This is a genomic window from Methylomonas sp. LWB, from assembly GCF_001856095.1.
Classification (GTDB): domain Bacteria; phylum Pseudomonadota; class Gammaproteobacteria; order Methylococcales; family Methylomonadaceae; genus Methylomonas; species Methylomonas koyamae_A.
The window spans coordinates 19,207-37,726 of the sequence record NZ_MKMC01000020.1 but is presented as its reverse complement, the minus strand read 5'-3'; the positions used below and the strand labels follow the sequence as shown (position 1 = coordinate 37,726).

The window sequence follows — 18,520 nt, the reverse complement described above, 5'->3', positions numbered from 1 at the left end:
GGCGATTGTAACCTGTGGATATTCCGTACATTAGGAACCGATTTGTGTACATTAAGAACCGAAACCCGTATTTAAGGAACCGAACGGGGTACATTAGGAACCGAACGGGGTACATTAGGAACTGTTGATATTTCTATCTTATTGTTTTATATAAGTAAAATAAGCGTTTTACCGTCTAAAACTAATAAAACTTTTAAAACCTTAAAACTTTTCGCTATCAGGCTAAAACGCTTGACACGCCGCCAATAGGACAGGATAATAGCGCCGTGGTTTGCACATTCCGAACCACGTATAGGCCGGGCAATTCCGCTCTGGCCAGGTTTACCGGAGATTTCCGATGTTTCAATTTTATCCAACACCTCCCGCATTGGCTGAAAAAGCTATTGCTAAGTTCCAATCTCACAATTATAGGCGCATCCTGGAGCCACAAGCCGGTCGAGGCGATCTACTTAAGCCACTGCTTGATAAATGGAGCCATCACTATTCATCACGCCACCCCGCTAACATTGATTGCATCGAAATCGATTTAGCTAATCAGGCGATCCTACGCAGTAAAGGCCTGAACGTAATCGATAGCGACTTTTTAGCCTATGACGGTGCGGCAATGTTCTCGCATATCATCATGAACCCGCCTTTTTCTTCTGGCGATGAACATCTTATCAAGGCTTTCAATTTGTTAGTGGACGGCGAACTGGTCGCGATCCTAAATGCCGAGACTATCCGCAATCCACATACAGCTAAGCGGAAATTGATTTGTAAATGGATCGGGGAACATGGTTCTGTAGAGTTTCTTTCTGAGGCGTTTCTTGATCCAGACACCCAACGTAAGACATCGGTCGAGGTTGCTTTGATTTGGTTACAAAAGACGCTCGATGTAAAAGCGAGTTTCACCAATGGCCTTGAATTCGAGCATGTTGCCGGGCTTGATTATCAAGACAAAAACAGCATCGCTTTAAGACAAAATACGATCAGCAACGCGGTAGCGGTGTTTAATGCCGCCGTGCAATCGCTCAAGACCGCCGAGGTCGCACGCGAAGAGGCCGACTACTACGCCAGGTTATTAGGCCGGCCACTGAATGAGCTACATAAATCCGCACAGGATGGCGATTCCGTTGCGATTCAGGAGCGCTTTAATAAAGGGTACGATGATCTTAAAAAACGGGCGTGGACAAACGTCTTGCACTCAACCGAGTTCGATAAATATCTGTCATCAAAGGCCTATCAACGCCTTACGACTGAATTTGAAGACATTGCCAAACTATCGTTTACGGAGTCGAATATAAGAGGCTTTTTAATCGGTCTGGTCAATAATCAAGGCGATATGAATATTCAAATGTTACTTGATTGTTTCGATGAGATAACCAAGTACCGACCCGACAACCGCGCTTATTACAAGGGCTGGAAATCTAACGAAAAACACAGGGTGTTAGCTTATCGCGTCAAAATGACGCGGTTTATATTGCCAGTGCGGAATTATCACGGGATACCGTGGGAATTCAAAAAGCAGATGCAGGATTTTGACAAGGTTTTTGCCATGCTGGACGGTAAATTACATTGTGATAACGGCGCTGATCACGAATCTAAAGCTTGTTTGTGTTTCAAGGGTCTTTATTCGTTATTTGATTCCGGGTATCACGGCCCAACACCATCAAAAAGGCACGCCACGGAATATTTTGACATTAGGTTTTATTCTGGGGTTGGTTCTGTACATATCTACCCGAGAAGGAAAGACCTAATAGAGCGATTAAACCGATTAGTCGGTAAAGAACGCCAATGGTTACCGCAAGATGATAATGCAGCCACAAAGGATTTCTGGAAGCATTACGAAATGGCCGAGAAGATCACCGACGCAATGATAATGCCACACGTTCGCTGGGGTTCTCCTTCGGATGAACAGATCGACAATGCACACACCAACGCGTGTACCGCTGCCGGTTATGATTTGTCCACGATGTTCCAGTTAAGCGCGGCGAGTGATGTTTCGGAGGCCGCCTAAATGTTCAATCGCCCGGAGCTGGTGACAGACACCACCCGGATCGGCACCGGGCGACCTCTGTCACCATAAGGATTGATGTATGAATACTAAACCTTTCCATCACACCAGGCGGGCAATGCGGCGATTTGTGAGTTGCCATATAAAACGGACGTTTGTCGGCTTTGATCGCTCAGTGCCGAAGCATAAACGCCGCTTTAGATCATATTATTTCGCGCACTACTATTCTGCACGGGAATATCTACTTGGTAAGACTATGCCACGTGGGGTTTGCTTGGTTACACTATCAGGCAAAAAAGCTTGACATGCAGGAAAATATACTAGATAATGGAATCGTGGTTTGGGCAACCGCTCGACCATCAGAAGGCCGGGCCGTTTCGCTCTGGCCAGGTTTACCGGAGGTATCCGATGGCAAAGCAAGAAATCGATTTATTTGATCAAGAATGGCTGGAAGACTCGAAAACGGGGAAATTCAGCCGAGTCGCCATAGGCGCGGAAGATTCCACTTGGCGCTGTAATAATTGCGGAGCAGGGGACGCCGATCCGCACGAGCATGGTTGCCAAAGCTGCGGGGAGGAACCCGACTGGTACTAATTACCACTATGCGGAAACGGAATTCCGCATCATTAACACTGTTAGTCATTACTAAAGGCCGGGCAATTCCGCTCAGGCCAGCTTACCGGAGATGTCCGATGTTTAAATTCTATAAAACCGTTGACCGTGTTCATCGCCCATCGAACACGGAATTTCACCCGACGCCGTTAGCAGTTCGGGCGGCGCAAGATGCAATTTTTATTTCGCCATACATTTCAAACAAACAGGCTAAGGAAATCGCGCTTTCGTTACGAGGCGAAAATAAGACGGATATGATGAAGCAAATAGTCTCGATAGCCGAGGTGATCGAAAAGATTTCAATATCACCTGAACAAACCGGCTTAAACGATCAAGCGACAGTTTTCCTTCACTATAAATTGAATAACTGGCATTGGTATATTACCGAACGTGTAGATGGCGAACGCATCGATAAGGCGTTTGGTTACGTTATATTGGCCACTGATCGAAAACGCCGATTACAGTTTAGGAATATTTCGATCATGGATTTAATTGCGCACGGGTGCGAGCTGGACTTAACCTTTAGTCCCCAAGCGGTTAGCACTATTAAACAATCCTACATTGTGCATTAACTATTTTTTATGTTGAGGTGATGCCGTGTATGTCGTAAGTGAATTGGAGGCGTTAGCCGACGAATTGCCGGCCTTGATTACAGCTCAGAAAGCCGCACTGCAAGTCAATGAGCAGCAAATGACTACTTTGAAAGATGCGGGCTTGATCTATGCAAACGAGTATTGGCGGGGCGGTAAATACCTTTACCTAATTTATCCGACCGAGGCCGACGGCAAACGGAAGCGTGAATATATCGGGTGTGATCCTGAGCGTATCCAGGCCGCCCGTGATGGCATGCAGCGGGCCATTGAGTATGATCGGTTGTCGGCGGAAACGCGTAGGATTGAAAGCCTATTGTTACAAGGAAAGGCCCGACTGCGCGAGGCTGTCAACCATTTATCCGGTAACTATCGATGGTGACAGAATGAAGGCCTCGATCGCGTGCCGGCGTCACCATAAGCGCATGGTGACAAACAAGCGAATCCGGACGCGTGGATCTGACACCAATAGGGTAAGCGTTGGTGACAGGGGTTACCCGGCGCTTGTCTCGATCCGGGCCGGGTCTGTCACCAAGCCGGTTTGGTGACGTGGCCAGCTCGACCTGGCCGGCGGATTGTCACCATTTCATTAAACGTATTAAACAACTAACATTACCCGGTGAAATCCGTTTCATGTGGGGCGATTAAACAAATGAATGATTAACCTAAATGGGATATTCGGAAAATGAAAAATGTAATTGCAAGACCAGATGATAATCCGGTCACTCGGCACGTTTAGAGGAAGGTATGGTGGAACCATATAAATTAACAATACGGCCTGAATGTCTGATGCCGCATAGTGAAGACTGGCCGACGCCAACCGGTGCAGAAGTGGCCGCCGCGATGCGTCTTGCCGGCTTTACCGGTTCGACCGCGGCAAAGGCACTCGGATTAAAACAAAAAACCGGGCCGCGGACTGTTCGAAAATGGATCGGTAATGAAGTTGAAATCCCATATGCTGTTTGGGCGCTTTTATGTGATTTCGCCGGGCTTGGTCAAATATGGAGGCATAAGGCCTAGCGCAAGTGCTTTTCGCGGGCGCGAAAATGGTCTTATGGCCAATTAGGGTTGGCGTGGCCACAGTGGCTAATTAGGATTGCATATTTTAGTTTTTGGCTATCCGGGTTATAGTGGCTTTTTAGACTATACCCTTATTGCCCTGTTTATGAAAGTTGCTCGAATTTATTTGCGCGTTAGCACTGACAAGCAAGATATGGCTCGCCAAGAGGACATCGTTAGCCAGGCAAAAGCCCAGGGCTACTATATCGCTGGCCGATATGAGGAAAAGGCGTCAGGCGCACGGGCGGATCGCCCGGAGCTGCTACGCATGATTAGGGAGTTACAACCGGGCGACGTTGTGATCGCTGAGCGGATCGATAGGATAAGCCGGCTACCACTCGCCGAAGCGGAGAAATTGGTCGCGTCTATCCGAGCAAAAGGCGCGAAGCTGGTAGTTCCGGGAATCGTTGATCTTTCCGAACTTGCGGAAAAGGCCGATGGTGTATCAAGGATTGTTTTGGAATCGGTGCAGGAGCTATTGTTAAAACTGGCGTTGCAGATGGCACGCGATGATTATGAAACCCGACGCGAGCGACAACGGCAGGGTGTTGAGCTGGCCAAACAGGCCGGTAAGTACACAGGCCGCGCAGTAAACGCCGCCGTTAATGAGCGCGTCGTCGCGTTTCGCAGGGCAGGGCACTCTATCAAGGAAACCGCTCGGCTTGCTCCGTGTAGCGTTAGCCAGGTGAAACGGATTTGGGCGGCCGCCCAAAAAAAGGCGGTGGCCGGTGATTCATAACGTATCGTAACGGGCCGTATTGATTTTTTACTATGTGTACCAATGGGGAGCTTATGAAAACCCTTTATGTAATGTTGCCACTTATGTTGTGCGTTACCGCGCGTGCCGTTGCTGATCTTTATGTGGTTCCAGATGATGGTAACAAGACGCCAACCAGCACCGCTTTACCTGTTGTTAATGACAGGAATTGCAAGGTTGAAAATATTAAGAAGATCGAGGACAAAGCGGCGCGAGAAGCGTTCGCCGGTCTATGTTTGCGGCGAGGCGAGTTTGTTAAGAGTAAACCAATCGCATGGTGATTATGCGAAGGAGGTTGTATGACTGTTGTTAAGTTTCCAAAAGCCAAGAGAGCGGCCAACCGTCAGGCGATCCTGGACGTTACCAGGCGGGCAATGCGTAGCGATGCCATGGAAACCGTGCGCTATCGGTTTTTCCCGTGGCTGGGTAGGGCATTGTTTAACATTGTGTTGTTCGCCTTGTCATCCGCTCGAACGCTGTTGTTAGTTCTGTTGATGTTCATTCGGCCGTTGGTGTTCTTTCTGATCACGCCACTAACCACCGCCTTGATAATCGCGTTCGTAATCTGCCTGTTCACGCATCCGGCCGATACGCGCCTGACCTGGGGCTTTGGTCTGTTGACTGCGGCCGCGTTGTTTACGATGTTCTTGTACGACTGGCTGATTTTTAAGTTGGGCGGCACCGTGGTTCACATCACGCACTAAGCGGCTAACCAATCCAGTGGATTACGGCCGCCGTCGCGGCGCTGGCTATCAGCCCGGACGCAACACACATTACACCCATCCTTACGGCCGACGCGACACTTGACGCGTTGTACCCGCCGGCCGTTCCCGACATGGCTTGCTTTAGTGCGGTGATTTCATCCGTTACCGCTTCGCGCAACAAATCGCGCATAACCTCGCGTTGTTCGTCGGCTGTCGCTGATACCGTGGCCGTTGTAACTGTTTTCAGGTAGGCCATTAACTCTTTTTTCGAGCGCATGTTTGCCGCCAATACGGCTTGGTTATAGCTTTCGCCGGCCTCTTCAAGCCGACGGATCGTTGTTTCTAATCGCTCAACGGCGGCTGTAATCGTGGCGGCCGCTGAATCGGATTTATCCAGTAACACGTCGATGTCCCCCAATACCTGAGCGGCCAGGGCGTCGCGCATGGTTCTTGGGTTTTTCTCTGGTGTTTTTTTGGTGGCGGCCATGGCTTAAAACAACGCCTTGAACACTTGATCGAGGTTTTTCTGTGCCGTGACCGCAATCATTTTCAGCAGGGCCATTTTAACCAGGCGTTCCGCTTCCTCTGTTTTGCCCTCGGCCTTTGCTGCCTTTGCCAGTTCCCGGTAATCGTTCTTATCGTTCACCATATCCACTAACGGTACGCCCAGGTCTTTGCATTGATCAAACGCCTCGTTGTTGTAAATCACGCACTTGTCGTTAATGACAAACGATTTATCGACGGAGGCGAGACCGAACAACGATCCGAACTCATCGTGAATATCGTCGTCCACCTCGACTTTGTTCAAGACCACCCGGATTTTTTGTTTAGGGATACCCATTGCTGACAATGCCTTAATGGTACGGATCGTATCGATAGTCTGCTTTTTCTCTTTGACGGTCGGCACCACGTAGAAGTCGAATTGTTTATGTGAATCGTGATACTGCGACATCATGTTGGTAAAGTCCTCGACGTTCGATGCTCCAACATCAACAATCGCGTCATCGAGCAAAAATATTTCCTCCTGGAGTTCGCGGTATTTTTTGCCTTTGTACGTTTCCACGTCCACGCCATCGGTCGCCGCGTCATCGTTTAACGTTTCAACGCTGAACAATCCAGCGCCCGGCATGTGTGGCTTAAGCAGATGCGCGGCCACGGTTGATTTTCCGACATTGCCGGAGAAGTTAATCACTACCAGTTTCATGTGGTTTTTTCCTCTTAGGTTTTTGGCTTTTGCCGATTTTGGCCAGCTTCTCTAGGTCAACTGATGATTGCATGATGTCCCGTAAGTCGCTGGGTTTAAAAAAGGATGAATCGCTTGTTTGACCATCCTCGCTTTCATCTTCACGGTCTGCCGGCGGCGTCTCGAGCCGATCCTGTTTCGACGGCGCTGGTGTTGATTCCGGCGTTGTCGCTGTCTGCTGTAATTTGCTTTGCTTCGAGGACTCGCCGGGTTGTTCCGGGTGCCGTTTCACATAAGCGGCAACTGTTTGGAAAGCTACTGTGACGCCTTTTGTTTCCAAATAGCCTTGCACTTGCACCCATGAATAGCCCAACCGACGCAAGCGATAGATGTCCGCCAGATACGGAGCCAGGCGTGACCGTGACGTAGACGCCGGTTTATGCAGCTTCACGAATTCGTCTAGTTCCATCAAGTCCTCAGTATGGGGGCTTTGCGCCTATTTCAGTCATTTTTCTACACTCTACACTAATTCTCCACAGTTTTTCAATACTATCATCAGAATTTCTCTATATGCGCGTATATTTTCGCGCTGTTTTCAGTAAATTCTCAGCAAAAACGGCATGTGCAACGGGCAAGGACGTATAAAAAACCAAAATAAAGAGGGCAGGATAGACTAGCGTCGGCATTTGTGGTAACATTTTTGCACGTTGAACAGTTTTTTTTATTGGTGAGGTGTCGGAATGACAGGTAAAACAGAGTTCATCCGTTTTCGGATTCATGCAGACCTAAAGGCGGCCTTGTTTGCGCTTGCTGAGAAACGCCGTATCGATGTCTCTAAGCTGATTATCGGAGAGATAACCCGATTGCTTAGGGAAGATGAAGACAGAGCGCCTGCGCCGCCCAGTTCGCCGTTAAATGCACAATCTGAGACTGTCCACGAATTGACCGGGCAATTATGTTTTCGGCCACTTCCCGGCGATGAGCTGTACGTTAAACAATACGGTGAAGGTCGTCAACTAGCGCCTGGTATAATCTTAAAATTAGTATTGCGTGGGTGGATAAACAAGAGCGCGCCGATGCCACGTGATGAACTGTTGGCTCTTGGTGTCACATCTAACCAATTGGCCGCAATTGGCCGTAACCTAAACCAGTTTGCGAAACTGGCCCATTCTGGCCGCTGGCCGGATTCACACGATTTGATCGATTTACTCGAAGAGACCACTCAACTAACCAACCGGGCTAGTGAAGAGATCGATGCGGTTGTTCGGGCTAACCTTTTGAGTTGGGAGAACGCGGATGCCTAAAAAACGAACAGCGCGGATTGCGCGAGATAGAGACGCCCCAGGTTTAGATATTGCCAGTCGTGGCCGTAAAGGGCCGCAAGCGCCGCGTGATGGCCGTCCATTATTCGATCCGTCGTCGCCTTCGTCCATGGCCGCCTTAAGGCGGACGTTGGATAGAGTGCCGGAGGTTATGGTAAAGGTCACTGGCGGCGGCCGGGACAGCGGAACCGCTGAGGCGCACATCGATTACATTGATCGCCATGGCGAGCTGGATGTCCTAACCGATGATGGCGACACCTTAAAAGGTCGGGATGTCTCGGGCTTTTTGGTCAAGGATTGGAAGCTAGAAACTGTGATCAATCAACGTCACAGGGATGCGCCGGAGCCAGGCGAAAAGGATAAACGCGCGAAACTGGTTCATAACATCGTATTATCGATGCCTCACGGCGCACCGCCACAAAAGGTTTTGGAAGCGGCCCAGTTTTTCGCCCGCGAAAACTTCGCCTTTAGCCATCGTTACGCGATGGTGCTACATGATCCGGCGACCGATCCAAAGCACGAAAAGACCGAATCTGGTAAAAACCCACATGTTCATTTGGTTGTTAAGGCTGTAAGCGAAACCGGCGAACGTCTTTATATCCGAAAAAATACTTTGCAAGATTGGCGCGAACAGTTCGCCCAGGCGCTACGCGACCGTGGCGTGGAAGCGAACGCGACACCGGCCGCTATCCGTGGCAAGGGTCGAAGCAGCATGAAAGGCGCTATGCACCAACACCAGGAACGGCTTGCGAAGTGGCAGAGCAATCCCGAGGCTAATAAAAAACCGATTGAATCGTCCTATCTTAAAGGCCAGGTCGAAAGTGCGCTTAATGAGGTTGTGAATGGCGTGGTGTCGGATATGACTGGTAAAGCAGTCCTTGAAGGGACGCGTAACAATGTGGTAGCCGACTGGAATGCGACGGCGCACGCCCTTCGTGCCGCCGGCATGGACAACGACGCAAAAGCGGTCGAGGCCTTCATCAAGACGTTACCGGCGGTTAAAACGGATTACGAGGTACTTAGAGACCGCGTAGCGAAAGACACGGGTCGATTGCAAGCGGCGCTTGGTCAGAAACCGAAGGCCACCCAGGTAGAGCTAAAGCCGGCTGTTGATAAACAGACGCAAGATGTTGATTATTTAGCGCCTGGTCGCTAATCGTAAAAACACGATCAGACTGATTGGTGACAATTCGCCGGCAAGGTCGAGCTGGCCACGTCACCAAACCGGATTGGCGACAGACCCGGCCCGGATCGAGGCCGGCGCCGGGCAAACCGTGTCACCATACGCTGACCCTATTGGTGTCAGATCCCCGCGTCCGGATTCGCTGGTTTGTCACCATGTGTGTGTGGTGACACAAAGGCGCGATCGAGGCCGGCGAGTTGTCACCATTATTTCCGCTTGTGCCACTCCCACGGAGGTATTCGCTGGTTTTCCGGTAGCGCCTAAAGCCCTCTTTTTTCCTCTCTGGCCTGCCTGCGCTTTCCAATTTTAATAGTCACAATTCAACAATGGGGCTGAATATGGATAGCATGCAACTTTATTACTTTCCTACACCAACGTGGATCTGTCACAACTGGCAATATCTGTAGGCGCACATTAAAATGTGAAACTGAACAATGGAAAAGCAGAGGTGTAGGTGTAACGGCTTGCAATCGAAAACGCGCAAACCTGCGATCAGCGCAATTTTCGAACGGAATTAGCTGCAACTGAACCTGCAATCATCTTCGGCAAACCAGGATTATTTGCAACTGACACCAGTTCCAGAAACTCAGCGTCAAGGAAACAATATGGACGTTGATTCTTTGACGAGATAGTTGGACTATCAAGGTCTGATTCGGCGTGAAGCGTATCTTGGCAAGGCAAACGTCCAGAAAACGGACGTATTCTGGACTGGTCATTTTTCGAAGTAGGTGTCAGCAGTGACTTGGCTGACAAAAACCGACCCAGGCTGATGATAGCAGCGGGGGTACGAATTTCGGAGCAAAGCTACATAAACACCCTCATTTTGGAAGAAACAATGCTCATGGCTCAGCGTGCAACATTAGTTTGTCGCACTCAGCAATGACATACTCTGGGATAGTGTCGAATTTAGCAGGATCAAGCTGACAGATAAATTCATTCTCAATGTGGTAGCTTTCATTGATGAACTTCTGAATAACAGAATTTCCAGCATCTAGCCCTAGCAGCCGAAAAACCTGAAGTTTTTCATACCCATTTGCGCAAGAGCCATAAAGTAACTTGAGGGCACCAATGTCAGTGATTTTATTCAATAGATCAGGGTATGAAAAGCCATTTCCATTTAGCTGACGCGACACTTCTGCGCATCCGTTTACGAACTTGACGGGCTCTATTTCGGGTTGCTCACCATCTAATCCTCTTGGCTCTCTGAAGTCGATTGCTCGCGCTCTTTTGTGAAAAAGGTTAGAGAGCACCTGATAAGCATCTCCTTTGTTGTCAACAATTTCGCAATTACGCCTCATGTAAATCAACTTGATGACATCATGTTTTTCAGACGCGATGGCACTCTTGCAAATTTGAGCAAATGTCTGAATATCATCCTTTCCAATGGAGACTTCAGCTATTTTTCCTGCTGATAATTTCAGGAAAGCTGATGAAGTCTGGTTGCTGAATTGCTTCTCAAGTGACCTGACGGTGTCGATAATCGGCTCCACATCATGAGTCAACATCAAAACCGTTTTGCTCTTCAGGCATGAATCGGCATCTCGGCGAAAAAGCATTTCCAGAATGGCGTATTTTTTATTTTTATCGAATGAAGATATCGGATCATCCAGAATGATCAGGTCTGGTTTTTTGGACAGGCACTCATACATGAAAAGAACAATGGCAAACGCGTTCCTTTCACCAAAGCTGAGGTGCTGATTGCCACCGCTGAGATGTTCTTCGTGGTCGATATGCCGAAGTTTGAGTTGCGATTGTTCTCCTTCACCGACAATTTCAACTGCATAGCGGTATCCAGCATATTCAAGAAATTCATTGATATTTTTTTGATGTCGCTCGACGGCCTTCTTCATCTCGCTCCGTTGTTGATTGATCTTGCCCTGTAGCTGGCCTGCTTGCTCGATAACTACATCTATAGAGGCGTTAATAGGAGCGATGGCGGCGTGCATTTTTTCTGACTTAAGTTCGGAGAAAAACTGTAAATCCAGTTTGTATGCAGGTAGTTTATCGGCGACTTTTTCACCATCTTTGAACTGAAACGAGGAAAGCGTTCTGAGTTTTTCCAGTTTTTCGGTAAAGTTGTCGATCTGCGTTTTCACTGTGGCAAGAAATGCCTCATGTTCTTTTTCAATCCCATCCTTCAAAACTGTGATTACTACTAGCTTGCCTTTGGCCTCATCAGAAAAGTAGTTGCCAAGTTTTTCGATCACGGAAATTATGCCAATCAAGTTCTTGATAGTGTTTTTGTCATATTCCTGCCCGACTTTTTTTATCTGATCTATTTTGTCGGCCGCATGTGAGGTGCAAAATGGGCAGTTATCCGACAGTTCTGCAAAGTCGTATCCTTTGGTTTGCCAGTCGATCCAACCTACGCTGTTTTGAGACTGAATGAACGGTGTGTATGACTCCAATCCCGCCGGTATGTGTTCAAGTTTGTTGCCTGCGGATAATCCCTTCATGCCGCTCGATGATTTGGACAAGCCGGATTTACTCAATTTGAAGGCATCACCCATTTCCTTGAGATTAGCTATCAAGGTTTCTAATTCAGGATTATTAAGAAACAGCTGTTTGATGTTGCGAACAAGCTCCTCTATTTCCTGTTCTCTCTGTTTGTAGGACTCGGTTCTGATGAGAATATCGAAGCTATTGCTAACAAGTTCGTTCGGCTTAAAAACGAACTGATTGACATACTCCTCATTGAAGCACATTAAGCTTTTTATATTTTCTGCCCCAGTAACTTCTGGCTGCTTGTTCTCAGGGTTTTCTTTCCTGAGTTTGAACGGCATAAGTTCCTTCAGCAGGTTTTGATCCTCCTTGAGACCAAGTAGCATCGCTCTTGCAATCGTGCTTTTGCCGGTTCCATTGGGTGCAAATTTGATATTCAATTTCTGCACTGCCAGCGAAATAGTGGCCGAATCGATATTGTTGCAGTTCTTAACCTCTATCTGAATCAAAGTCATGCTTGCTCCATTCGCGTATTTCTACAGTTGAGATCAAAAAAGTGGGCGCTTGGATTCTCACAAGTGGCCGGTAAACATAATCTAGGCAGCATACCTCAACTGTTTGCTAATGTCCGCTTCTAGGCGCATTGATCAATAGCTGCTAATGGCCGGCTGCCGCCAATGGCCAACGACATATGTCAGTTGCAAATAATCCTGGTTTGCCGAAGATGATTGCAGGTTCAGTTGCAGCTAATTCCGTTCGAAAATTGCGCTGATCGCAGGTTTGCGCGTTTTCGATTGCAAGCCGTTACATGTAGGCGGGCAACTTATGTCTAAGCAAAAGCGAATGAAGCAATCCGGTGATTAATGGCTTGTTCAATCTCGACTTTCCAAGCTGGTGCTTCATGTGCCGCCCGCAATCCGCTACAACAGTCGAGTAATTCACGAATAAGATCAACCTCAACACGGTCGGCAGTGAATAGTGCTTCAAAAAAGGCTTTGAATTGTGCGAGCGTGACCGGAATAATGTCTAGTCTCATTTTGTCGTCTGTTCGGGTGTACCAGACTCCAATTCTGAATGTTTCGGCGGTGTTCGAGTCAATGCGGTTGGCTATAAAAAGACCATAAACCGGCTTTCCTGATTTCTCGGCATAATGAGAAACGAGGTCGGCCACATGCCGCCGCACCGGCTCGCCTTCGGCGGCCTCTTGCCGCGAATTGTCGGTCAAGGTGACTTCAACAACGATAACAAAGTCGCTAAACTCACAAATTAAATCCGCTCCGCCGCCAGCCGCGCAACCGACCGGCAAAAAGTCTTGGTCGATCTTGAAGCGCCGTGCTTCATAAGGTTTGTTCGCCATGCTGTTGATAGCAAGGAACGCCCGCCATAGAATCCACTCGAAATAAGCGGGCGCTTCGGCTTGAGGCACTTCAATCTCGGTGCCATCCGAAAGGGTTTTCTTGTTTTTTCTTGTAATAATCAGCTCCATGTAAGCCGCGATTTCTTCCCACTCTGCGGCCTGTCGTAAGGCGTATTCTTCTTCGTTGCTCTCGGACAAGATGCCTTCGATCTCATGGCGAATAATCGCAATATCGGCTGGCGTTTCTGTCGGCTTGCCGGTCGGATCGAAAGGGATACCGCGCCGGTTAAGCTGCTGTAAAAGGTCATCCAAGACCACAAGCGCTGAATCCTTGTTGTCGGTCGGCAAGACGGCCCCATTACACAGGGTGATGAAATAGGAACGATCAGAATCGGGGATGCCGGTATCTTGAACCAGTTTTTCGATGAAAACATGCTTTTCCGGCACAAGCGAAAGACCGCGCCCTTTGCTCTGCACAAGGCCCGTTGCCTTGAGATAGCGCATATTGGTATCGGCGTAGTCGTTGAATGTGGTCGCGGCGTATTTGTGAAGCGCAGCGGCTGCGTTGCGCGCCTGTTGATCGAATTGGCGTTTATTGGTCGCCGCCAGACGTCGCGCCCTCAAGTCGAGAATCTGAACCACAATATCGGCAAGCGGATCGTCGCTGCTGGTGAGTTGCACGACAAGCGCCATTTCAATGAAATTGAGTCTGCTTTCGCCGGTTTGCCGCTCCAATTCCAGCATGACGGCCAAGGTGTGCCGTAGCGGGGAGAAAACGGCAAAATCGAACTTCTTTTCCAGCGCGGACGGAATGTAATGGGCAGCAAGCGCCCGCAAAAAACATTCCTGCATGGCCGGAACCGTATCGGCGCGGATAAGCCGCCAGCCGTTCGGTGTAATCATGTCGATAGGACCGATTGCAATTTGAGGGATGCCGGTCGCGGCAGGAATTTCAGGATAGAGAAAACCCAGTTTATTCAGCGCGGACCGCCATTTGCGTCCGACGCTGTAGGTTTCATCTTCGCCAAGCGTCACGATCCCATGTTCGCCTAACAAGTGTCTTAAAGCGATTTCCTGTTCTTGGCCGCGCAAATTGCCTTGCAGGGATGAGGTGGACAGCGCAACAAGGCCATCCCGCAAGCGAAAGGCGCTGCGGACAGTGGTGTTGCCTAAATGCCAAGGCTTCACGCGGTGTTCTCTCCTTCGCGCGTAATAGCCTCTATCCGGTTTAACCTCTGTTCGATCTGCGCGGCTTGTTGCAGAATTTCAAGAGCAATATCGGCCAATAGCGGATTATCAGACTTCACGAGCCCCTGTAAATCTTGCACCAAAAGATTAGCCGTCTGGCTGGCTTTTTCGACATTTCTTCTGTCACTGGCACTAAACATTCCCACTCTCCCTAAAAGCCAACGAAGATATATTCTTGCACGTCATTTTTATTGTCGCCTATCTTGTGTCCTTGGTTGCCGAAGGAATATTTGTAATCGACTGGCACAACCTCAACATGCCGCTTGTGCCGTGCCATGATCGCAACCATTTCGTCTAAAGTCGGCAAACTGTTGGACGAATAGGACACAACAAGCACGCTATCGCGAAACCGGCGAAACAGCTTGTCAAAGGCGTCCGCCGCTCCCTTACGCGAAGAAAACGGCGTCGGGTAGGATTTGAATTTCTTGGTGATGGTATGTTCCTGAATTTCTACGCCCTGCCAGTCGCGGGCCAAACCTTCAACAAAGTGATAGCGCCGGACATATTCGTTATCCGATAACGGCGAATAATAGGGCGGGTCTATATAGACCAAGCCCGCTGCGCGGTGCTGTAGGGTCATGGCATCGCCATTGCGGGCTTTGTTCTGTTGGCCGTTATCGAACACGGCAGCATTGACAGTTTCAACGGCCTCGATGAACTGTGCGCGGAAAGACATGAGAAGGTCTTTGCGGCCATCATCATAACGATGTCCGACATAGGTAAAAATGCCGCGAGGGCGTTTCTTCAAACATGCTCTGATTAGCCCGGCCATGGCGATTGCGCGTTTATACGGATTCCGAATAGCTTTGATATTGCTGCGCACGATGTCGATCAGGCGGTTATCTTCGTCGCTGTAATACAGTCCTTGAAATTTGCTTTCCACAAAGCCATCTGACTGATGGTGCGGCTCAAGCAATCCCAGAGTTTCGATGTTGGACAAAGTGACAGCGTTGTTTTCGATCATCGCCTTGGCGAAGGTCGCGGACATTGCCATATAGTCGTTACTGATAACGGCCTTGCCATGAGACTTGAACATATAACCGACGATACCGGAGCCGGAAAATAGGTCAATCGCGGTATCAAACTCGAATTGCGAGGCTATCGCCCATATTTCGGTTAGAAGCTTGTTTTTCGATCCCATATAGCGGGTCGATGGATAAAGCTGGGCTTGATCTGGCAAAGGCGAGGGGAGTAAGCGCAGATTAAAGCGCGGCTTCGGCGGCACGGTCACAATCACGTCCTCGCCTGTGCGTCCCTTGCCATTGCATGAGATATAACGCTTGGTCTGCACGACTTCGACCGCAAATTTACGGTATTGCTCATGCACCAATGGATGATTGGAGTTGGTTAAAACAACGTGGCAACCAAGTTCGTGCAAGCGCCGGACTTCCTCGGCCAGTTCAACATGATCTTCCTCGTAAAACTGTTCTTTTGTATATCGCTTGAAGTCTGCATATTCTGAAACCGGCAAGTAGGGAGGATCAAGGAAAACAAAGTCACCGGCCCGCGCATTTTCCCCTAAAATGGTTTTGTAATCTCCACAAATAATGGTGGTATCCTTGAGGATCGCGGCTGCGGCTTGAAGACTGTCCGTGTCGATCAGTTTTGGGTTTTTGTAGCGACCGAACGGCACGTTGAACTGGCCGGATTTGTTGACGCGATACAAGCCGTTGAAACACGTCCTGTTCAGGAAAATAGTGCGGGCGGCAGCTTCAATTTTAGATAGCTTTGTCCAATCCTGCGCACGAACGGTATAGAAGGTTTCTTCGGTGTTTTGGTAAAGGCGAAGCGCGGCAATCACGCCGTCAACATCGGCAGCGACCGCCTGATACAGATTGACTAATTCGGGATTTATATCCGCGATGATCCCGCTTTTGGGGCGGGCAGCGAAGAAAACCGCGCCGCCGCCGAAAAATGGCTCAATGTAGCGGCCATACTTCTTGGGGATTTTTGGCAAAATCTCCCCTAGAAGCTGCGTTTTCCCGCCCGCCCACTTCAACAATGGTCTTGAAAGACTTAAATCTTGTGACCTTTTTAATAAAGGGGCATGCCCCATAAATTCGCCTCGGTAATTATTCTTATACTATGTGGTTGAGCTTCGCCGCGTAGCGTAGTGGACAATATGCCTAATCAGCTTTCAGCGCTCGATAGAGTGTTACCCTACCTACATTCAACAGCGCAGCCACGTCCTGCACTCGCTGACCTTGGTCAATTTGTTCGCGAGCGTGTTTAATCTGGACTGGCGTAAGTTTCTGTTTGCGGCCAAATTTCACTCCGCGCTTTTGGGCTTCCTTTACTCCTGCGCGAGTGCGTTCCGTGATAAGTCCACGTTCAAGCTCTACCAGCAAAGCAACCATGTGTAGCATGGCTCGGCCTGTTTGGGTTTGCGTGTCTATAGCTTCGGTGAGGCTAATAAACCGCACGCCGCGTGCATCTAGGTCCTGTAGGATGTTCAAAAGGTCGCGCGCACTGCGCCCCAGTCTGTCCAATTTCCAGACTATGAGCGTGTCGCCAGCCTTGAGTGAGGCCAAACAACAAGTGAGTACAGGGCGATTGCGAACCGCTCCGCTTATGCCTTTATCCTCATGGATGGTTTCACACCCGTTTTTTTTGAGCGCCGCGAGTTGTAAGGCTGTGTTCTGCTCGTCGGTGCTGGTTCTGGCGTAACCAATTATCATCAACTTGCTTACAAATAGAAGATATTATGAAACAGACTTATGAAACATGCAAGCTATTGAAAGTATTGTCTGAATTTTTTCAAATAGTTACCATGTTTTAGGGGGAAATTTCCTAACTGGGGTTGTAAGCCCAAACCCCGGAAATTTTGGAAAAACTTTTCAATCAATAGGACGACGCACAAACAATGCATCATCCGAAAATGCACACTCGATCAATGCGGCTGCTTTCACGCACTCGCCCCGCCCAATACCTTGTAGTTCTGAACACTGAAAAAGTCTTAGCGTACTATTTTTTCCGTATTCTGTAGCTAACCTTATTTTCCGTTATTAGTTAATGACGTTATGCCCGCGATTCCTCATGCACGCCTGATACGAGTACTTAAAGTTCTTTCCCGATTCCAGCGCTTGGTGTGTAGCGCCGCCAAGCCCGCCTACAACAGCACCAATTGCCGCCCCTTTTCCTGGGTCTCCCATGGCAGCGCCGAGCGCGGCCCCACCGCCCGCCCCTACGACGCCACCAACGCCCGCGCCGATTGCCGCCTCTTTTGTGGTGTTTCCAGACGCCTGAAACGCGAGGTGTTTGCATTCTTCGTAATCTTGATCGAGTCTGTAGGCGTACCTGTCATTATAGGCGTCAACAGTGGGTCTATAAACGCTGCAAGCTTCCATGGTTAAAAGCGCAGTTAGGATTAAAAGGCGCTTGGCTTTTTCTTTTCTCATTTCTAGTTTCCTTGCTATTTCTGGATTCTATTTTTCGCGGGCGCGAAAATACGCTATTTATTTCGCTTTCACTATTTCACTTAGATGCCGGCGCATGGCCATTGGGTCGTGTGGAAAATAATCTCTAATATCTTTGATGTTTCCTCCTGTTTGATGCATGTTATGGTGGTGAATCCAGAGGTAAACCGAACGGTAAATGATATTGCCCATATCTGATTCGGCGGTGCCGTAATGTGCGAATACGGCATTTTTAATGCCGCATAATTCGGGAGCGCTTAGCGAGTGATAGGTACGGCAAAACAATGGCCGGTGTTCATAGATGGCACAGGCGTTTTGTTCTGACAGAAACGGGCATGGCGTTTTATGGTCGGTGGTTAGCTTATTAAACGGCTGATGTGGAATGCCTGTCGCTACACAGATGTATTCCGCCTCGAATGCGGACAATTGAACGTCCATGTAACAACAATGTGAACAGCCTTTGCTGCATGTGGTAAAGGTGCTGACATAGGTTCGATTCACTTTATCCAGAAAATCATAGGCTTGCTTTAGGTGGTCAATAAGGGTGCCTGGTTTGTTTAGCTGAACATTGATGAGGTGGTTTAACTCATCAAATAATTCAATTGGCACTGGTTGAAGATCGCTTGCTTCCTCAATTCTTGGTTTTTCTGACAT

At 48.8% G+C, this 18,520-nt stretch carries 20 protein-coding genes; 10 read left to right on the top strand and 10 right to left on the bottom strand.

The window, feature by feature from the left end:
* Positions 1 to 337: 337 nt before the first annotated feature.
* The 8 genes from BJL95_RS10265 (at position 338) to BJL95_RS10235 (ending at position 5,715) form a co-directional block, all read left to right on the top strand.
* Positions 338 to 1,996, top strand: a complete 1,659-nt coding sequence (locus BJL95_RS10265) for a DUF4942 domain-containing protein (RefSeq protein ID WP_071157699.1) — start codon at positions 338 to 340, stop codon at positions 1,994 to 1,996.
* 405 nt (positions 1,997 to 2,401) lie between these two features.
* Entirely contained in the window at positions 2,402 to 2,587 is a 186-nt protein-coding gene (locus tag BJL95_RS10260) for a hypothetical protein (protein ID WP_071157697.1), read from the top strand.
* 98 nt (positions 2,588 to 2,685) lie between these two features.
* A complete protein-coding gene (locus tag BJL95_RS10255) occupies positions 2,686 to 3,177 on the top strand; it encodes a hypothetical protein (protein ID WP_071157695.1) in 492 nt (163 codons plus the stop codon).
* Between the two features lie 25 nt (positions 3,178 to 3,202).
* Positions 3,203 to 3,577 (top strand): hypothetical protein, encoded by a 375-nt coding sequence (locus BJL95_RS10250; RefSeq protein WP_071157693.1) that lies wholly within the window; start codon positions 3,203 to 3,205, stop codon positions 3,575 to 3,577.
* A 407-nt stretch (positions 3,578 to 3,984) separates the two neighbouring features.
* On the top strand, positions 3,985 to 4,215 hold the full coding sequence (locus BJL95_RS23850; RefSeq protein WP_302848341.1) for a transcriptional regulator: 231 nt from the start codon (positions 3,985 to 3,987) through the stop codon (positions 4,213 to 4,215).
* Positions 4,216 to 4,360: 145 nt separating this feature from the next.
* The gene (locus tag BJL95_RS10245) at positions 4,361 to 4,993 is read left to right on the top strand and encodes a recombinase family protein (protein WP_071157691.1); all 633 of its coding nucleotides are present in this window, start codon (positions 4,361 to 4,363) and stop codon (positions 4,991 to 4,993) included.
* Positions 4,994 to 5,046: 53 nt separating this feature from the next.
* Entirely contained in the window at positions 5,047 to 5,292 is a 246-nt protein-coding gene (gene trbK, locus BJL95_RS10240; protein ID WP_254786766.1) for an entry exclusion lipoprotein TrbK, read from the top strand.
* Between the two features lie 18 nt (positions 5,293 to 5,310).
* Positions 5,311 to 5,715, top strand: a complete 405-nt coding sequence (locus tag BJL95_RS10235) for a hypothetical protein (protein WP_139306209.1) — start codon at positions 5,311 to 5,313, stop codon at positions 5,713 to 5,715.
* Positions 5,716 to 5,719: 4 nt separating this feature from the next.
* Here BJL95_RS10235 and BJL95_RS10230 read toward each other — a convergent pair whose 3' ends face one another.
* The 3 genes from BJL95_RS10230 to BJL95_RS10220 are packed head-to-tail and all read right to left on the bottom strand — an operon-like array spanning position 5,720 to position 7,367.
* Positions 5,720 to 6,202: a hypothetical protein gene (locus BJL95_RS10230; protein WP_071157686.1), complete on the bottom strand. Its 483-nt coding sequence runs from the start codon at positions 6,200 to 6,202 to the stop codon at positions 5,720 to 5,722.
* A 3-nt stretch (positions 6,203 to 6,205) separates the two neighbouring features.
* On the bottom strand, positions 6,206 to 6,919 hold the full coding sequence (stbB, locus tag BJL95_RS10225) for a StbB family protein (RefSeq protein WP_071157684.1): 714 nt from the start codon (positions 6,917 to 6,919) through the stop codon (positions 6,206 to 6,208).
* Positions 6,900 to 7,367, bottom strand: a complete 468-nt coding sequence (locus tag BJL95_RS10220) for a hypothetical protein (protein WP_071157682.1) — start codon at positions 7,365 to 7,367, stop codon at positions 6,900 to 6,902. The genes stbB and BJL95_RS10220 overlap by 20 nt, the downstream gene beginning before the upstream one ends.
* Before the next feature lie 271 nt (positions 7,368 to 7,638).
* Between BJL95_RS10220 and BJL95_RS10215 the strand changes: the two genes are divergently transcribed.
* Both BJL95_RS10215 and BJL95_RS10210 read left to right on the top strand, forming a co-directional pair.
* Positions 7,639 to 8,202, top strand: coding sequence for a plasmid mobilization relaxosome protein MobC (locus BJL95_RS10215; protein WP_071157680.1), 564 nt, complete (start codon positions 7,639 to 7,641; stop codon positions 8,200 to 8,202).
* Positions 8,195 to 9,376, top strand: coding sequence for a relaxase (locus BJL95_RS10210; RefSeq protein ID WP_139306208.1), 1,182 nt, complete (start codon positions 8,195 to 8,197; stop codon positions 9,374 to 9,376). Before BJL95_RS10215 ends, BJL95_RS10210 begins: the two co-directional genes overlap by 8 nt.
* An 866-nt stretch (positions 9,377 to 10,242) precedes the next feature.
* Here BJL95_RS10210 and BJL95_RS10205 read toward each other — a convergent pair.
* The 7 genes from BJL95_RS10205 to BJL95_RS10175 all read right to left on the bottom strand — a co-directional run bounded on the left by BJL95_RS10205 (position 10,243) and on the right by BJL95_RS10175 (position 18,520).
* Positions 10,243 to 12,360, bottom strand: coding sequence for an AAA family ATPase (locus BJL95_RS10205; RefSeq protein ID WP_217631676.1), 2,118 nt, complete (start codon positions 12,358 to 12,360; stop codon positions 10,243 to 10,245).
* A 314-nt stretch (positions 12,361 to 12,674) separates the two neighbouring features.
* A complete protein-coding gene (locus tag BJL95_RS10200; RefSeq protein WP_071157676.1) occupies positions 12,675 to 14,390 on the bottom strand; it encodes an AlwI family type II restriction endonuclease in 1,716 nt (571 codons plus the stop codon).
* Positions 14,387 to 14,590 carry a hypothetical protein gene (locus tag BJL95_RS10195; RefSeq protein ID WP_071157674.1) on the bottom strand — a complete coding sequence of 68 codons (204 nt, stop codon included), beginning with the start codon at positions 14,588 to 14,590 and terminating at the stop codon, positions 14,387 to 14,389. The genes BJL95_RS10200 and BJL95_RS10195 overlap by 4 nt, the downstream gene beginning before the upstream one ends.
* Before the next feature lie 11 nt (positions 14,591 to 14,601).
* A complete protein-coding gene (locus tag BJL95_RS10190; protein WP_071157672.1) occupies positions 14,602 to 16,506 on the bottom strand; it encodes a Dam family site-specific DNA-(adenine-N6)-methyltransferase in 1,905 nt (634 codons plus the stop codon).
* Positions 16,507 to 16,576: 70 nt separating this feature from the next.
* On the bottom strand, positions 16,577 to 17,128 hold the full coding sequence (locus BJL95_RS10185; RefSeq protein ID WP_071157670.1) for a recombinase family protein: 552 nt from the start codon (positions 17,126 to 17,128) through the stop codon (positions 16,577 to 16,579).
* Between the two features lie 327 nt (positions 17,129 to 17,455).
* Positions 17,456 to 17,848: a hypothetical protein gene (locus BJL95_RS10180; RefSeq protein ID WP_071157668.1), complete on the bottom strand. Its 393-nt coding sequence runs from the start codon at positions 17,846 to 17,848 to the stop codon at positions 17,456 to 17,458.
* 57 nt (positions 17,849 to 17,905) lie between these two features.
* Positions 17,906 to 18,520 carry a YkgJ family cysteine cluster protein gene (locus BJL95_RS10175; RefSeq protein WP_071157666.1) on the bottom strand — a complete coding sequence of 205 codons (615 nt, stop codon included), beginning with the start codon at positions 18,518 to 18,520 and terminating at the stop codon, positions 17,906 to 17,908.

Excerpts from the sequence above, each read along its gene's own strand:
- BJL95_RS10265 (WP_071157699.1), top strand. The coding sequence starts at position 338 with ATGTTTCAATTTTATCCAACACCTCCCGCATTGGCTGAAAAAGCTATT.
- BJL95_RS10260 (WP_071157697.1), top strand. The coding sequence starts at position 2,402 with ATGGCAAAGCAAGAAATCGATTTATTTGATCAAGAATGGCTGGAAGAC.
- BJL95_RS10255 (WP_071157695.1), top strand. The coding sequence starts at position 2,686 with ATGTTTAAATTCTATAAAACCGTTGACCGTGTTCATCGCCCATCGAAC.
- BJL95_RS23850 (WP_302848341.1), top strand. The coding sequence starts at position 3,985 with ATGCCGCATAGTGAAGACTGGCCGACGCCAACCGGTGCAGAAGTGGCC.
- BJL95_RS10245 (WP_071157691.1), top strand. The coding sequence starts at position 4,361 with ATGAAAGTTGCTCGAATTTATTTGCGCGTTAGCACTGACAAGCAAGAT.
- trbK (WP_254786766.1), top strand. The coding sequence starts at position 5,047 with ATGAAAACCCTTTATGTAATGTTGCCACTTATGTTGTGCGTTACCGCG.
- BJL95_RS10235 (WP_139306209.1), top strand. The coding sequence starts at position 5,311 with ATGACTGTTGTTAAGTTTCCAAAAGCCAAGAGAGCGGCCAACCGTCAG.
- BJL95_RS10230 (WP_071157686.1), bottom strand. The coding sequence starts at position 6,202 with ATGGCCGCCACCAAAAAAACACCAGAGAAAAACCCAAGAACCATGCGC.
- stbB (WP_071157684.1), bottom strand. The coding sequence starts at position 6,919 with ATGAAACTGGTAGTGATTAACTTCTCCGGCAATGTCGGAAAATCAACC.
- BJL95_RS10220 (WP_071157682.1), bottom strand. The coding sequence starts at position 7,367 with ATGGAACTAGACGAATTCGTGAAGCTGCATAAACCGGCGTCTACGTCA.
- BJL95_RS10215 (WP_071157680.1), top strand. The coding sequence starts at position 7,639 with ATGACAGGTAAAACAGAGTTCATCCGTTTTCGGATTCATGCAGACCTA.
- BJL95_RS10210 (WP_139306208.1), top strand. The coding sequence starts at position 8,195 with ATGCCTAAAAAACGAACAGCGCGGATTGCGCGAGATAGAGACGCCCCA.
- BJL95_RS10205 (WP_217631676.1), bottom strand. The coding sequence starts at position 12,360 with ATGACTTTGATTCAGATAGAGGTTAAGAACTGCAACAATATCGATTCG.
- BJL95_RS10195 (WP_071157674.1), bottom strand. The coding sequence starts at position 14,590 with ATGTTTAGTGCCAGTGACAGAAGAAATGTCGAAAAAGCCAGCCAGACG.
- BJL95_RS10190 (WP_071157672.1), bottom strand. The coding sequence starts at position 16,506 with ATGGGGCATGCCCCTTTATTAAAAAGGTCACAAGATTTAAGTCTTTCA.
- BJL95_RS10185 (WP_071157670.1), bottom strand. The coding sequence starts at position 17,128 with ATGATAATTGGTTACGCCAGAACCAGCACCGACGAGCAGAACACAGCC.
- BJL95_RS10180 (WP_071157668.1), bottom strand. The coding sequence starts at position 17,848 with ATGAGAAAAGAAAAAGCCAAGCGCCTTTTAATCCTAACTGCGCTTTTA.
- BJL95_RS10175 (WP_071157666.1), bottom strand. The coding sequence starts at position 18,520 with ATGTCAGAAAAACCAAGAATTGAGGAAGCAAGCGATCTTCAACCAGTG.